Annotated in this window: 1 protein-coding gene; it reads left to right on the top strand. The window is 65.9% G+C overall.

All coding sequences use genetic code 11. The features are described 5' to 3' along the window. Nucleotides 1-475 (top strand): LysR substrate-binding domain-containing protein (locus tag HX803_RS32125; RefSeq protein WP_256732992.1); only part of this gene is annotated, 475 nt, incomplete at both ends.

The following is a 475-nucleotide window of genomic DNA, read 5'->3' as shown; positions in this document are numbered from 1 at the left end:
ACTCCCTCTCGTCGGCCTTGAGCCTGACCCACGATTTTGACCCCACCCAAAGCACCATGACCTTCCGCATCGGCCTGTCCGACGACGTCGAGTTCGGCCTGCTGCCGCCGTTGCTGCGGGCCTTGCGCCAGGAAGCACCGCTGGTGGTGTTTGTGGTGCAGCACGTCGACTACTGGCGAATCCCGGACCTGCTGGCCTCGGGCGATATCACCGTCGGCATCACCCAAACGCGTGGCCTGCCGGCCAATGCCAAGCGCAAGTTGCTGCGGCATATCCGCCCCAGCTTGCTGCGCGCTGACGCTTCAGACACCCCGCTGACCCTCGACGAATATTGCGCACGCCCCCATGTGCTGGTGTCCCACACCGCCAACGTGTCCGGGTTTGCCGATGAATGGCTGGCCGAGATCGGCCGCAAGCGCCATGTGGTGCTGTCGGTGCCGCAGTACAGCGCGCTGCCGGCCTTGCTCGCCGGCAC

Origin of the sequence: Pseudomonas sp. P7548, from assembly GCF_013386585.1 — a bacterium.
Lineage (GTDB): Bacteria > Pseudomonadota > Gammaproteobacteria > Pseudomonadales > Pseudomonadaceae > Aquipseudomonas.
Note: the sequence above shows the minus strand (reverse complement) of the source record. Positions and strands in the feature narration are given on the sequence as shown.